The 14,181-nt window shown below is 60.6% G+C and carries 13 protein-coding genes; 5 read left to right on the top strand and 8 right to left on the bottom strand.

The window, feature by feature from the left end; all coding sequences use genetic code 11:
• From V7116_RS22560 to lexA, 5 genes are all read right to left on the bottom strand, one after another.
• The coding region (locus tag V7116_RS22560; protein ID WP_324394244.1) for a hypothetical protein at nucleotides 1-779 on the bottom strand (779 nt) is incomplete at its 3' end.
• A gap of 276 nt (nucleotides 780-1,055) precedes the next feature.
• Nucleotides 1,056-1,805 (bottom strand): 3-hydroxyacyl-CoA dehydrogenase family protein, encoded by a 750-nt coding sequence (locus V7116_RS22555; protein ID WP_324394243.1) that lies wholly within the window; start codon nucleotides 1,803-1,805, stop codon nucleotides 1,056-1,058.
• 11 nt (nucleotides 1,806-1,816) lie between these two features.
• Nucleotides 1,817-2,680, bottom strand: a complete 864-nt coding sequence (locus V7116_RS22550; protein WP_324394242.1) for a 3-hydroxyacyl-CoA dehydrogenase family protein — start codon at nucleotides 2,678-2,680, stop codon at nucleotides 1,817-1,819.
• Nucleotides 2,681-2,827: 147 nt separating this feature from the next.
• Nucleotides 2,828-3,259 (bottom strand): cupin domain-containing protein, encoded by a 432-nt coding sequence (locus V7116_RS22545; protein WP_324394241.1) that lies wholly within the window; start codon nucleotides 3,257-3,259, stop codon nucleotides 2,828-2,830.
• A gap of 280 nt (nucleotides 3,260-3,539) precedes the next feature.
• A complete protein-coding gene (gene lexA / locus V7116_RS22540; protein WP_324394240.1) occupies nucleotides 3,540-4,217 on the bottom strand; it encodes a transcriptional repressor LexA in 678 nt (225 codons plus the stop codon).
• Nucleotides 4,218-4,421: 204 nt separating this feature from the next.
• Between lexA and V7116_RS22535 the strand changes: the two genes are divergently transcribed.
• From V7116_RS22535 to V7116_RS22525, 3 genes are all read left to right on the top strand, one after another.
• Nucleotides 4,422-5,111: a metal-dependent hydrolase gene (locus V7116_RS22535; protein WP_324394239.1), complete on the top strand. Its 690-nt coding sequence runs from the start codon at nucleotides 4,422-4,424 to the stop codon at nucleotides 5,109-5,111.
• Nucleotides 5,112-5,227: 116 nt separating this feature from the next.
• Complete coding sequence (locus tag V7116_RS22530; RefSeq protein ID WP_324394238.1) at nucleotides 5,228-6,511, top strand: hypothetical protein; 1,284 nt, start codon at nucleotides 5,228-5,230, stop codon at nucleotides 6,509-6,511.
• A gap of 172 nt (nucleotides 6,512-6,683) precedes the next feature.
• On the top strand, nucleotides 6,684-8,276 hold the full coding sequence (locus V7116_RS22525) for an ArnT family glycosyltransferase (protein WP_324394237.1): 1,593 nt from the start codon (nucleotides 6,684-6,686) through the stop codon (nucleotides 8,274-8,276).
• A 79-nt stretch (nucleotides 8,277-8,355) separates the two neighbouring features.
• Here V7116_RS22525 and V7116_RS22520 read toward each other — a convergent pair whose 3' ends face one another.
• The 3 genes from V7116_RS22520 to V7116_RS22510 form a co-directional block, all read right to left on the bottom strand.
• The gene (locus V7116_RS22520) at nucleotides 8,356-9,930 is read right to left on the bottom strand and encodes a WD40 repeat domain-containing protein (RefSeq protein WP_324394236.1); all 1,575 of its coding nucleotides are present in this window, start codon (nucleotides 9,928-9,930) and stop codon (nucleotides 8,356-8,358) included.
• Nucleotides 9,931-10,095: 165 nt separating this feature from the next.
• A complete protein-coding gene (gatA, locus tag V7116_RS22515; RefSeq protein ID WP_324394235.1) occupies nucleotides 10,096-11,547 on the bottom strand; it encodes an Asp-tRNA(Asn)/Glu-tRNA(Gln) amidotransferase subunit GatA in 1,452 nt (483 codons plus the stop codon).
• A gap of 392 nt (nucleotides 11,548-11,939) precedes the next feature.
• Nucleotides 11,940-12,404, bottom strand: a complete 465-nt coding sequence (locus V7116_RS22510; RefSeq protein ID WP_324394234.1) for a DIP1984 family protein — start codon at nucleotides 12,402-12,404, stop codon at nucleotides 11,940-11,942.
• A 220-nt stretch (nucleotides 12,405-12,624) separates the two neighbouring features.
• On the opposite strand from V7116_RS22510, the gene V7116_RS22505 reads away from it, so the two are divergent.
• Nucleotides 12,625-13,458, top strand: coding sequence for an alpha/beta fold hydrolase (locus V7116_RS22505; protein WP_324394233.1), 834 nt, complete (start codon nucleotides 12,625-12,627; stop codon nucleotides 13,456-13,458).
• A complete protein-coding gene (locus tag V7116_RS22500) occupies nucleotides 13,459-14,028 on the top strand; it encodes a TetR/AcrR family transcriptional regulator (protein WP_324394232.1) in 570 nt (189 codons plus the stop codon).
• The last annotated feature ends 153 nt before the right edge of the window (nucleotides 14,029-14,181 follow it).

Raw genomic sequence — 14,181 nt, 5'->3', positions numbered from 1 at the left:
GCGAAGCGATCCGCCGGGAGCGCCGGAGCATCAGGCGCGACAGCAGGTTTGGACGGCGCGGCGGGACTTGCTGCCGCCAGCCGGTCGGGGTCCGGCGTGCCGGGCGGCACGAGGCGGATCAGCGTGGCCGAGGTTTGCACCCCGGCGCAGGTCTTCAACTGATCCAGCCCGGCGCGTACCTCGCGGCTGGCGAGCGCCTCGCGCAGCACGTCGTCGTCCGCGTCGAGCAGCCCTTCATCCGCGAGCAGCAGGGTCTGGTTCGCGCCGACGATGGTATGCGACAGGTCGATATCGGGCGAGCCGGGCGCGCCCAGCGGCGGCACGGCCATCGAGAGCGGATCGTGGCGATCGGTGGGGAAAAACGTCAGGCGGCCTTCCTGCCAGAGCGCCCCGAACACGTGCCCGCTGCGCGCGGTATAGAGTTCCGGGCCGCGCAGGGCCGCCGCGATCGCGTTCAGGCGCTGCGGCTGGCCGCTCTGCGCTTCGAGCGCCTGCGCACGCTCTCCCACGGCGATCAGTGCTTCGCGCAGACCGCCCGTCACGCCGCCGCTGCTGCCGAAATAGGCCCCCGCCGCCACCCGCGCGACCTCCTCGTAAAACGAGGCAGGCGCGTGCGTACCATCGGCGGGCGTGATCAGGACGAAAAAGCGGTCCCCTTCACGCGCGCGTGACGTTTTCTTGGGTGCGGCATCGGCCAGCGCACCCGGCGGCGGCATGCTGACTGCGCGCCCACCGACCACCAACAGGTGACCTGCAAATGCTTCTAACTCGGTTGCCATCGCATCTCACCTGACTGCATCGTGTCTCCTTGCCCATTGTACCGCAATCGCCGGAGAGGGCCTGCGCCGCCATTGGTCAAAGCCACCTCACCCCCGGCCCCTCTCCAGTCTGGGCTGGAGAGGGGAGACAAGCCGCCTCAACGGGGTTTGTAGGGGCGGGTTTTTACCCGCCCTGGGTTTGTCCAGATTTAAAAGTTAAACCACATCAAACCCGCCCGGCATTCTACATATCCGGCGCTAAAAGTTAAAGTGCGCAAAAATGTCCCAACTCTATTTCTAATACGTATAAAAGCCCTTGCCCGATTTTTTGCCGACCTGCCCCGCGTAAATTTTCTGGCGCAGCAGCGGCGCAGGGCGGTAGCGCTCGTCGCCATAGGTGCGCAGCAGCCCATCGAGCACGCCCGCCACCACGTCCAGCCCGATCTCGTCCGCCCAGCTCAGCGGCCCGCGTGGGAAGTTCATGCCCAGGCGCATCGCCGTATCGATATCTTCCACGCTGTTGCCGCTCGCGGCCAGCGTATACACCGCCTCGTTCACGAGATTGCACACGATGCGCGCGCGGACCAGTCCGAGTGTATCCGGCACGCGCACCACCTCGAAGCCGAGTTCCTCCCAGAAGCGCCGCGCGCGGGTCGCGCTGTCGAAATCCGTTTGCAGCGCGGGGGCAAACTCGACCAGCCCGGCGGTCACCACGGGCGGCAGCAGCCCGTACCCCACGACGCGGTTGGGATATTCGGCCCAACTGGCGATCTCGGTGGCGCTGGCGGCCAGCGCGCTGACCAGCATCGGCGTATCGGGCGGGATGTTGGCTTCGATGCCTTCGACCAGCCACATCTTGGCCGACTGCGACTCGTTCAGGCTCTCGATGGCGATCTGCGCGCGCGTTGCGGCCTTCACCATCGCGTCAAGCGTTTCCTGGTCCTCAAGATCCTGGGACAGAAACAGGTCAACCTTGTGATTCTTGGCGCGGCATAACCCCGCCAGCGCATCCACAAACGGGACTTCGCCCACAATCAGCACGCGCATACTCACGGCCCCTATTCCGCAGGCGGGTAAAACCCGCGATGGCCCTTGCGCCCGGTCTGGCCCGCGTCAAGCATACGGCGCGTGCGAGGGTGCGGGCGATAGCGCGGCAGTTGGTAGCTGGCGTCCCACAACATCTGCGTCACGCTGTGCACCGTATCGACCCCCAGAAAGTCCATGAGGTGAAACGGCCCCAGCGGGAAGTCGATGCTCTCCATCAGACGGTCGATGGTTTGCAGATCCAGCCCGTTTTCGTCCAGCAGGCGCAGCCCCTCGCCCCAATAGGCCTGCCCGATGCGGTTCACCAGCAGGCCCGGACTGTCTTCCACCACGACCGGCGTCTTGCCGATGGCACGCACCAGGGACGTGGCGCGCTCCAGGCTGGCGGGATCGGTGTGCTCGGTCCGCACGACCTCGACCAGCTGCATGATGTGGGCGGGATTGCAAAAGTGCAGGCCGATGACGCGCTCCGGCTGGCGGGTCGATCCGGCCAGGGCGGAAGGGGACAGCGTATTGGAGCTGGTCGCCAGAATCGCGGTGTCGCTGATCACCGTGTCGATCTCGCGCAGGACCGTTTGTTTGAGGTCGGGATCGTCGAACACGGCTTCAATGGCGATATCCGCCGACGCGCAGCGGGCCACGTCGGTGACCAGCGTAAACGACCGTTTGGCGCGGCGGGCACGCACCGGATCGACCTTGCCCAACCGCACGCCCTGGTCGATGCCGCGGCTGATGCGCCCCAACGCCTGACGCAGCACCGCCCGATCAATGTCGTGCAGAATCACGTCACAGCCGCCAAGCGCGACCGCCTGGGCGATGTTAGCACCCATCGTGCCCGCGCCGACGATGGCAATCTGCAACGTATTAGCCGGAACCATAGTATGGAGTGACCGCCTGGTATTTGCCGAGGCAAGGTGTGCCCGTGCCCAACTACATGTAGTGTACCGCTTGCCGCCGCGGGCTCAAAGAGGACCGGCGGGGGAGAAACGATAATACGGCGGCAGCAAGCGGTAGACTGCGCCCGGTTACGGCTCGGAGCCGGTCCGCTGCGCCAGCCGCGCGTCCAGATCGGGACGCAGCACGACGCTTTCCTGTTCGTTCGGATCGGTGCGCGCCAGCACCGCCACGCACGGCTCGGTCGTGCTGCGGTTGGCGGGCAGGTGCGGCATCCCCGCCGGAATGTACAGAAAATCCCCGGCCCGTACCGTCATGTACTCGGCGAGATCCTCGCCGTACCACATCTCGGCCTCGCCGCTGATCACGTAGATCGCCGTTTCGTGCGCTTCGTGCAGGTGCGCTTTGGCCCGCCCACCGGGCGGGATCACCAGCATGTGCATACACAGCCCGGTCGCGCCGGTGCTCTGGGCCGAGATGCCCTCAAAATAGTTGAAGCCCTGCAGCCCGCCATAGGTTGCGTCGGGCCGCACGATACGGCAGGTCGGGGTCGGTGGGGTCATGATGCCTGCTCCTTCTATGCCACGCAGCGAACGACCACAGCATAGCACAGAACGCCGGATGCGTCGCTAAAAGCCCAGTCCCGCCCTTGCAACACAGCCAGCTATAAAAAATCCTCGCCGGGCAGACAGCGCCCAGGGCGAGGATCAAATGCGACACAGCGGAGCGATATCACACAACTGCAAACGACGACGCACAGAAACACACTACTATGCGGCGCCGGAAGCAGCCGTTCATAAACTTGTTATTCACCCACAGAGCCGCGCAAACGCCAGCTAATGGCTAGTGCAGCGTACGCAGCACAGCCAATACGCGGCCTTGAACCTCAACCTGCGTGGCATCCACGTAAATCGGGTCCATCGTCGGGTTGGCGGGCTGGAGGCGGACCTGCTTGCCCTCATTATAATAGTTCTTGAGGGTCATTTCGCCGCGCTCGCGCAGCCACACCGCCACCATGTCCCCGTTATGCGCGATATTCTGGCGCTTGAGGACCACGATGTCGCCGTCGGCCACCATCGCATCGATCATCGAGTCACCGTTCACGCGCAGCGCGAACAGTTCATCGCCCGGCATACGGGAGATCAGGCTTTGCGGCACGTCGATGATGTCGTCGGTGTCGTAGTAGTAGCCGAAGTCCTCACCCGGCAGCGGCACGGGCGCGCTCGCCACGATCTTACCGACCAGCGGCACGGGCAGCAGGCTCGCGGATTCGGCATAACGCATAGGCACTTCCTGCGCGTTTTCCTTCACCAGCCGCAGCCCGCGCGACACTTCCGGCGACCGCTCCAAAAAACCGCGCTCGACCAGCTTGTTCAGGTTGTAGTTCACCACCGACGTGGAGGCGATGCTCACGGCCTCGCCGATCTCGCGGATGGTGGGCGGATAGCCGTTCTTTTCAAGGAACCGCTCAATGAACGACAGAATTTTTTTCTGCCGCGAGGATAGAGACTGTTGGGCCATCAGATTCGCTCCGTGCTTACGCACAATAGTTCGCATTTTACGCTGAATTATATTCCGAACCGATGTTCGATGTCAAGTGTTCTACATCATGTTTATTAATCTTATGCTGACTACTCGTTTGTCGGTTATAGTTAGATTTGGTAACAAACAATTAGCGGCGTATACTGCCTTGCAGGGATTTTACAGCTCAAAGGAGGTAGGGGGATGACCATTCAGGTCACGTGGTTGGGGCACTCTGCTTTTGCGCTCAAAATCGGTACTTATGACATTCTCATCGATCCATTTTTAACCGGCAATCCACTCGCCGCGGCTGATCCGAAGGAGATTCCGGCGGACTTCATTCTGGTGTCGCACGGGCACGGCGACCACATCGGCGATACCACGTCGATCGCCAAGCGCACCGGCGCGACCGTGGTCGCCAACAACGAGATCGGCAGGTGGTTCCGCAGCAAGCACGGCCTTGAGAAAGTGCACACGCTCAATCCCGGCGGCGGGATCAAGCTGCCGTTTGGGCGCGTGGAGCTGACCATCGCACATCACAGCTCGTCCCTGCCGGACGGATCGTACGGCGGCGAGCCGAACGGCATCCTGATCTTCACCGACGAGGGCAAGAACATCTACCACGCGGGCGACACGAACGCGTTCCTGGATATGCAGTTGATCGGCGAGCACGGCCTGGATCTCGCCATCCTGCCCATCGGCGACTATTTCACGATGGGAACCGAAGGCTCGCTGAAGGCGATCGAGTTGCTGAAGCCCAAGTGCGTGATCCCGATGCACTATAATACGTTCGATGCCGTCGCGCAGGACGTGGTCGTGTGGGCGCAGCGCGTGAACAACGAAACGGACGCGAAGCCGGTGGTGCTGGATCCCGGCGGCACGTTCGAGCTGTAAGGTTCTGATCTAAAGTTCAGATCCCTTAACCAGAATAGCGTTATGCTACTCCTGCACTGCCTTCATGCAGTGCTTTTTCCATTTCCCTTATTTTTAATTTCCTTGTAGGAGACTACATGGCAATGTTACATGATGACCAGCTCGAAACTTGGAAATCACTCCAGGATGAATGGTTTTCTAGCGATATATTTCAGAAGCAATACGACAGTCTCAAACGTGAACGCCAACTTGCTGTTAAACAAATGAATATACTTCTGAAGAACTACTTTTCAGGCGCTATCAGCAATGCCGATTTTCGAATGACCTTTCAACACAAAACAAACAAGGAATGGCGTTCCTTCGGATTGGGCGGCTTTGCAGGCGCAATGGTCCTGAATATGTTTGTTAAAAATATTCCTAACCAGGATGAACTCGCTTATCAACTCAAGATGGTTTTGCCGGTACCTTCGGACGTTCACAAGGGATATCAACAACTTAGTAGTTTTATGGATTATCTAAACAAACTAATCGATTCAAACGCTGTTCAAAAGCAGAATATCCAACCTGGCCTTGTACCCTCCTTCGTTAGTGGGTGGTGGCATATTCAAGATACAGAAAATTGGCCCATTTACTATACTTCTAGTCGCCAAGCATTGATTTCTGAAGGGCTTTATACACCCAGCAGCCAACCGGTAGGTGACTACTTTGATTTTCGGGAGATCTTTCTTCTGATGACGAAGAAGTTAGGTTTGAGTCTCTGGGAAATGGAGCAACTTTGCGTTTGGCATAAACAGCGAGGCGTTTCTATTACGCCAGCAGTTGAGCCTGTTGAGGCATCCTCATCAGACATCGGAACAACTGGGGATTCTTTTAGCACTACGAATGAAGAAGAAAGAGAGCATACCTATATCCAATGGTTATTGGCTGAAATAGGGCAGAAATTCGGATACAAAGTTTGGATTGCAACCAATGATCGAAGCAGTACCTGGAAGGGCAAACAACTAGGGCAATACAGCCTCAACAGCCTTCCTGAATTTCCTGGCATTGGCCCTAAATCGAAACAGATGATCGAACTGATCGATGTTGTTTGGTTAAAGGGGCTAAAAATCATGGCTGCATTTGAGATAGAGAGCACAACCTCAATTTATTCCGGTTTACTGCGAATGTCTGATCTTGCTATTGCACTCGACAATTTTATTTTCCCTCTCTATATCGCCGCACCAGCCGTTCGCACTAACCAAGTCAAAGCGCAGCTTTCTAGACTTACTTTTCAGCGCCTAGAGTTACATGAGCGTTGTCGATTCTTCACATTTGAAGCCTTGATCAGCGCAGCGGAACCCATGATGTTGTTTGGAAGCGATGTAAGCGCCATCGATAAAATCGCGCAGCAAGTCGATGGCGTTAATCAGGAGGGATTCTAGGAACAACAAAGCTACACAGGGCCCAAAATATTGCACTTCGCCTCGTACGCAGCTAAGATCCAAGTAGTCCAGTTGAACGGGTGCGCGGAAACGGTTCGCGCACCCGTTTGAACACACCGTCTCCGCGAACGACTTCAAGCCCGCACTGTTACTAAATCCCAACACAGACCCCATGCACAATTCGCGCCGTCGTTCCTCTATTTTGTGGATTGCTGCCCTGCTGCTCCTGGCGCAGTTTTTGATTCGCGTGCACCACATCACCGTGCTCGATCCCTACCTCGACGAGAGCTATCACATCTCGCGCGCGTCGATCGTGTGGCAGTTCGACAGCAACCCGGGGCGATTCTCGCACGGCAAGGTGCTGCTCTATTTCTGGCTGGGGCTGTTCCAGGCGGCTCCGTCCGCCGTGCTGTTCACGTCGCGGGCCTCGATTGCGCTGTTTTCGCTGATCACGGGCGCGTCGATCTTCCAGATGGGGCGGATGCTGCACAACGCGCGGGCGGGCGCGCTGGCCCTGCTGCTCTACGCGATCCTGCCGCTGGCGTTCTTCTACGAAAGCATGGCGATGGCCGATCCGTTCGCGGCGGGATTCGCGGCGCTGGTGGCGTGGCGCAGCCTCGTCTTCGCGCGGCATCCGTCGTGGCGCGAGGGCGCACTGCTGGGCGTGCTGATCGCGCTGGCGTCGCTGGCCAAGCTCACGCTGGCGCTGATCCCGGCGCTGCCGGTGCTGGCCGCGCTGCTGTACGCGCCGCCGCATCTGGTACGCAGCGCTCAGCGCTGGCTGCGCACGTATATGCCGCCGCTGGTACTTGCCGCCGCCATCGTCGCCATCGCGTGGCTGCCGCTGCTGCTCCCCGCCTATTTCGCGCGCAACAGCGCGTCGCCGTTTGTGCTCGTCAACAGCACCAACGTGCGATCGTCGGGACAGGTGGCGGCATCCGTCGAAAATTACGGGCGGGAGGCGCTGTCGTTGGTGGCGGACTTCACCAGCGGACCAATGCTGGTCGCCGCCCCGCTGCTGATCGCGGCGTGGATGCTGCTGGCGCGCGCGGACCGGGTGCGCTCGCGGGCCGCGCTGTTCCTGGCGACCTGGATGCTGGTTTCCGTGGGGCTGGTGATCGGCGCGGCGACGCTGGTTTCGTCGCGCTACTTCGTGCCTGCCGCCGCTCCTGCCGTGCTGCTGGTCGCCTGTGCGGCGATCGCTCTGGCGGAGCGCCCCGGCGTCCAGCGATGGGCGGGCGCAGGAGCCGCCGCCGTGATCGTGGTGTGGGGCGTCCTGTTCGTGGGCCCGTTTATCCGCGAAAGCTGGCAAAATCCGCACGCGCTGCCGCTGCGCAGCACGAATTACAACGAGTACCTGAGCGGCTGGATCTCCAGCGACGACGCGATCCGCAGCGTGGCGCAGCAGATCGACCACCTCGATCCGCCGCCCAGCCGCATTTACGCCAGCTACACGATCTGCGATCTGCTGTACTTTTACAGTCCCCAGCCGGTGCAGTGCTTCGCGCCCATGCCGCCGCCGGACGCGCTGCGCGAGCGGGTCAACGAGGATCTACAGCCGGGCGAAACCGCCTATTTCATTGCGTACGTCGAGGATAACGTGCAGGTCGATCCGCCGGACGTCGGCGCGGACCTCGTGGGGTGGTACGAGCGCCCGCACACGAACCGCCCGATCTGGGTGTGGCAGATCTGGCCGAACGGGTCACCGCCTCCGCCGCCGCCTCTGCCGCCGCCGGGCAACATCGATCTCGTGCCGGGGTTTTAGGGTGGCGTGCGTAGGGGCGGGCGGGGCTTGCTCCGCCCTTTTCTCCCGGTTCGCAGCCCTGCACAGTCACATAAAGATTCTATTCTGGAATGGAAAATCTAATCCCAGTATTTGGAGCCAACCAACCGATGTCCCCTTTAACGTTAACTTGATACCAATCGTCTTCTATTGAAAGCGCAACCAAATACTGACCGCTGCGAATCTGCGAAAATTCATACCCTTCCCCGGGGCCTTCGTAAAATCGGGCATCGTCAACATCTGTGTAGATGACAGGAAGCTGTTGGCCCTGCTGAGTCAGGTCAACCACCAACACTGTATTGCCTATTGCCGTGATTCCGGCGGGAATGTGCAGAGGGTTCAAGCCCCGGTACTGATGCACATCTGAAACACGATATATACTGAAATCAAGATCATACAGGCCGACAGCAATATATTCGCCAGCCATACTAAAGCTCTGGACGAACCCAACAATATCAAATAGTTTTTGCTGATCGCTGAGGCGGTACAAACCATCATAATCAAGTGCTACATATTCAATGTTCGGGCTAAACGTAACATGAGAGGCTTCGCTGTCAAACAGTTTTTGCCCATCAACCACTCGATACACTCCATCTGCTGCAAGGTACGCATCATCAGGACTGAACTGGCTTGAGCTATCAACGGTACCAACTTCAAACAATCGTTGGCCATCGCTCAAACGGTATACGGCATCATTTGCAATAGCAATAAGCAAGCTGTCTTGACTAAATACTGCTGCCTGGAAGTTGCGTACACCGATACTGTATTCCTCAAAGTCAAACAGTTTTTCTCCATCCGGCACACGATAAACACCCATATATTCGACAGCCATATACTGACCATCGGGGCTAAAACCGGGCACACTAAAGTCAGGCACCCACCCTGTCAGAGAATACATACGCTGCCCATCACTTAGACGGTAAACACCATCTTCTAAAAGCACTGCATAGCTCATATCAGGCGTGAAAAAGACACCGTGACGAGAAGTTACATCGAACAAACGCGCCCCGTCACTCAACCGATAAACGCCATCCGACCAGACATATGCACCATCAGGGCTGAAGTTGGGTCGATGATAATCGCCGTTCATATCCAGTAATTTTTGCCCGTCACTCAGACGGAAGACACCATCTGTGGTTGCCGCCAGAAGGCCATCTGGACTGAAGTTAATTTCGGGGCTGCTGGTCGCAATAATCTGCTGCCCATCGCTCAAACGATAGACTCCGGCTGTACTGATTGCTACGTATGTTCCACTGTCGTCGAAAACCGCCTGAGAGGTCGCAACATCGGGCGTATCCACAACTTCCACCCCGTCACTAACCCGGTAGATACCATCCTTGTTTTCCATGAAGTACAAACCATTTGGGCTGAACAGTCCTCGGTCAAACTGCTCGAAAAACAGCCCATCACTGACTCGATAGATACCATCGCCCTCGGCACAGATATATGCGCCATCCCGGCTCGCTGTGACCCACTCGCCGGATGTACGAATAACACGAAATTGACCAGCCTCGTAAGCAGCGAGCACCTGATCTACTGTATATTCATTAGAAGTCTGGTTTGCCTGAGTGGTTGCGGGGGCAAAAATTCCTACTATAAAACCCAACGACAAAACGATCGTCATTAGATGGCGCATATTTTTCCCCTGAAATACAAAAACTCTAGTTTCAAGCAGATGTCATTACTGAAAAATCCCCCCAAGCGCAATGACGAGAGATTACACGAAGTGCGTAACCCGATTCCGGTTCAAAAGTATGGATACTGCCCCTACCAACTACGTAACGCGGACCTGTATTCCTGGCTACAGCGCAGGACGCCGCGTGTGCCAGTCCGTGGACTGCTGGTAGGCGTGGGCGGCGCGCAGCACGGTCGGCTCGTCGAACGCCGCGCCCATGATCTGTAAGCCGACCGGCATGCCCGCGCCGTCGAAGCCGCACGGCACGACCGCCCCCGCGATGCCCGCGAGGCTGGCCGGAAGCGTGAACACGTCCGAGAGGTACATTTGCAGCGGATCGTCCGTCTTTTCGCCGATGCGGAAGGCGGTCGTCGGCGCGGTCGGCGCGGCGATCACATCCACGTCGCGGAACGCCTCATCGAAGTCCTGTTTGAGCAGCGTGCGGACCTTCTGCGCCTTCAGATAGTAGGCGTCGTAGTAGCCCGCCGAAAGCGCATACGTGCCGAGCATGATGCGCCGCTTGACCTCCGGGCCGAAGCCGTGGCCGCGCGTGGCGGTGTAGGTCGGCCACATCGCGCCCTGCGAGTCGCGCGGACCGTAGCGCACGCCGTCGAAGCGGGCGAGGTTGGCGGACGCCTCTGCCGGGGCGATCAGGTAATAGACCGGCAGACCGTAATCGGTGTGCGGCAGGCTGATCTCGCGGATCTCCGCGCCCAGGGCCGCAAGCTGATCGATGGCGGCGCGCACGGAAGCCTCGACTTCCGGCTGCATGCCCTCAATGAAATATTCCTTGGGCACGCCCACGCGCAGCCCGTGAATGTCGCCGGACAGCCCCGCGCGGTAATCGGGCACCGGCACGGGCATGCTGGTGCTGTCGCGCTCGTCGTGCCCGGCAATCGCGCCCAGCAGCACGGCGATGTCCTCCACCGTGCGCCCAAACACGCCGATCTGATCCAGCGACGATGCGAACGCGATCAGGCCGTAGCGCGAAACGCGGCCATAGGACGGTTTGAGCGCCGTCACGCCGCAGAACGCCGCCGGTTGGCGCACGCTGCCGCCGGTATCCGTGCCCAGCGCGCCCAGTGCCAGATCCGCAGCAATCGCGGCGGCGCTGCCCCCGCTGCTGCCGCCCGGCACGCGTTCCAGATCCCACGGATTGCGGGTGGTCACGTAGCCGGAGTTTTCGGTCGAAGACCCCATCGCAAACTCGTCGGTGTTGGTCTTGCCGAGCATGATCGCGCCCTGGTCGAACAGGCCCTGCACCGCCGTCGCCGTATAGGGCGGGATGAAGCCTTCGAGGATGCGCGATCCGCAGGTGGTCGGCACGTCCTGCGTCATCAGCACGTCTTTGATCGCCAGCGGAATGCCAAGCAGCGGCGTATCCTCGCCGTTCGCGCGGCGGCGGTCGGCGGCTTCCGCCTGAGCCAACGCGCGCGCCTCGGTGACAACCAGAAAGGCATGCAGCGACGGGTTGAGCGCCTTGATCCGGTCGAGATGCGCCTGTGTCAGCGCAACCGCCGTGATCTCGCCTGCGCGCAGCTTGTCCTGGGCCTGGGTCAGCGTGAGTTCGGTCAACATGGCGACCTTCCGTGATGAAAATTGATAGAGGCCCGCGCCGCGTGCGCGGGTCCTGCCGGGTGGAGCGGAGTATACCACAGCCCTCGCGGATCGGTCGGCCCGGCGCTTGGTCACAGATCACAAACTTCGCGCCGGAACGCACGACGGGACAGCCCTCAAAAGGACTGCCCCGTCTTCCCCTATCCCTCCCTCGCCCATCCAGCAGATCAGCACGTGGTAGTGACTGTGCGCGTTACACGGTGCGCTTGTAACGGTCACGGTACCCTGTGATTTGTAGGGAGTCGAACCCTCACCTCTTTCAGGAGATGTCACCAACCGTGACGGATGTGCTCGCCTCGACTGAAGGGCTACCAACTGCGCCGCCACGCCGGAACCGGGCGGCAGCGCACGTGTTACACGGATTCGATCAGATCGACCGTCCAGTTCGCGGCCTGGATGCGCGTATCGAGGTCGCGGCGATCGCGCGCCATGCGGTCCGCCGCCTGCTGAAGCGCCCCCGCATCGACGGTGCTCTCGAAGCGCACCTCAGACTTGGAATAGCGATCCTGCGTGACGGTGGCCCGCTGCGCCAGCTCGCGGTAGGCGGTGTGCCGCGTGCCGAGCGTGTCGCGCAGCGCGAGCGCGTCCGCAATGGTGAGGCCCGGTTCAAGCTCGACCGACGCATTGGTGCGGTTGATGCGCTGGATGAGCCGGGTGAGGTCGTCAAGGGCACGGTCCATTTCCGCGAGCAGCGCCTGCGGATCTTCGGCGGGACGGTCCCCTTCCTGTACGCGCGCGACCAGCGACAGACGCTTGCGCAGGTCAACAATGCGTTTTTGTGTGTCCGCCCGAAGAACGAGCGCTTCTGCAAGCTTCATGGCTTCTCCTTTCGCATCGTTGACCCTTTCTGAACCTTTATAAACTTTCAACGATGCTTTACGCATCTAAAAATATCATTCCTTGCGGAGCCTGTCAAGATCGAAGATCACGCGTCGCTGTAAAAAAGTTCTATATTCGTCTTGATTATCTAATATTATTAGATTATTATCTACTTATCATAGACAACAACGAGACGTAACGGTAAAAGGAGCGGTCCCCATGCAAACCCAGATGTTGAAGCGCCCGGATGGAAACATTGCCTATGACGACCAGGGCCAGGGCCCGGTCGTGCTGTGTGTGCCCGCCGGGGGCGATATGCGCTCGGAGTACCGCTTTTTCGCGCCCCTGCTCGTCGCGGCAGGGTATCGCGTGGTGACGATGGATCTGCGCGGGCAGGGCGAATCGAGCGCCAACTGGCCCGACTACAGCGCCGCCGCCGTCGGATCGGATATGCTGGCGCTGCTCGATCATCTGCACGTCGAATCGGCGTTTCTCGTCGGCGCGTCGGTCGCCACTGCCGCCGCGATCTGGGCCGCTGCCGAAGCGCCGGAGCGCGTGCGCGGGCTGGTCCTCATCGGCGGCAGCGCCCGCGCCGCGCAGCCGCTCGTCGCGCAGTTGAGCGCCAATCTGTACCTGTCTCCCCTGTGGGGGCAGCGCGTGTATTCGTCGTTCTTCCCGAAGATGTACCCATTGGCGCGGCCCGCCGACTTTGACGAGCATCGCAAAAAGGTGGATGCTATGCTGAAGGAACCGGGCCGCCTGCGCTCGATGCGCCGCCTGTTCGCGAAGGTCGGGCAGGAATGGGATGCCCGCATCGCGCGGGTTACGGCCCCCGCCCTGATCCTGATGGGATCGCGCGATCCCGATTTCGGGCAGCCGGAGGAAGAAGCGCGCCGGTTGGCCGCGCGGTTCACCGCCGCCCACCCCACCGTACGCATTTTCGAAGGCGCCGGGCACCATTTGCAGGCGGAACTACCGGAACAGGTCGCGGAAAGCGTGCTCGCCTTCCTGGCGCAGAGCGCCCCGCAGGCCGCCATCCCCCAGGAAGCATAAATGAACGCACGCGCCGGACTCGACCGCAAGAAGATCGTACAGGCAGCCGCAGCCCTGGCGGACGAAGACGGGCTGAACACGCTCAGCATGGCGGCGCTCGCGTCGCGGTTGGGCGTGCGCGCGCCGACCCTGTACCACTACTTCGATGGGCTCAACGGGCTGAAAAGCGCGCTGTCGATCGCCGCGCTTGAGGATTTGTCAGCGCGGTTGGGGCGCGCCGTGATGGGCAAAGCGGGGGACGAGGCGGTGCTGTCGCTGGCGCACAGCCTGCGCAGCTTCGCCCATGAGCATCCGGGCTTATACGACGCCGTGCAGCGCGCGCCCGACGACGCCGATCCTGCCTGGCAAGCTGCCGGGCAGGAAACGGTCGAGATCATGGTACGCGCGCTGTCGGCGTATGAGCTTACACAGGATGACGCGCTGCACGCGGTGCGGATGCTGCGCAGCATCGTGCACGGGTTCGTGTCGCTGGAACTGCACGGCGGCTTCGGCCTGCCGCTCGACGTCGATGAGACGTTTCGCCGCCTGTTGGCGGCCCTGCTGGCCTATCTGCACGGCACTGATCGCTGACGGCGCGCGCCTACCAATCGAAGGCGGCGGGCGGCGCTTCCACGTCGGCGGGCGGCTCAATGAACGGCGCATCCTCCACGGGCGGCTCGGCCTCCGGCGCGGAGCTGGCGGGCGCTTGGACCTGAGCAGCGGGTGCGGGCGGCGGCGCGATCA

This window comes from Aggregatilinea sp., assembly GCF_036822615.1.
Lineage (GTDB): Bacteria > Chloroflexota > Anaerolineae > Aggregatilineales > Aggregatilineaceae > Aggregatilinea.
This window is presented reverse-complemented; position numbering and strand designations above follow the sequence as displayed.